1 protein-coding gene is annotated in these 425 nt (G+C 48.9%); it reads right to left on the minus strand.

Annotation, left to right across the window (positions count from 1 at the left end; genetic code table 11):
* Positions 1–425: discoidin domain-containing protein (locus D4A39_RS17205; protein ID WP_147393972.1), on the minus strand; the 425-nt coding region annotated here is incomplete at both ends.

Here is a 425-nt window from a genome sequence, read left to right on the forward strand (position 1 = left end):
TGGAGTGGTTGGATTCACCTCGAAGGTACGGACAGCTGCCCAGTTGCGCTTGTCTGCCTTCAACTTCTTGCTACGGATATAACGGGCCTCAACAGGAGAATCGGTCTTCCAGTTGATGATATACTGCTTCTTCAACTCGCCTGTCAGCGCCTTCCATTCCTTTCTGTCTACAGAATATTCCAATACGGTGTTGTCGAAGTAATCTACATCATCCACAGAGTTACGGCCCTGGAGGATTCTTACCTCTGATACCTGACGAACGCAGCCCAGGTCAGCACCAATCCAGTCGCCTGTATTCTGACCGTTACCCGATGTATAATAGGTGGTAGAATCGTTGTCGAACATTGCCTTGCTCTGGGTGGTTTTCAAAGTGGCATAGGTACCGATACCCTTATAGAAGGCAGGAACCTTACCGGTCAACTTCT

Origin of the sequence: Alcanivorax profundi (genome assembly GCF_003597125.1) — a bacterium.
Classification (GTDB): Bacteria; Pseudomonadota; Gammaproteobacteria; order Pseudomonadales; family Alcanivoracaceae; genus Alcanivorax; species Alcanivorax profundi.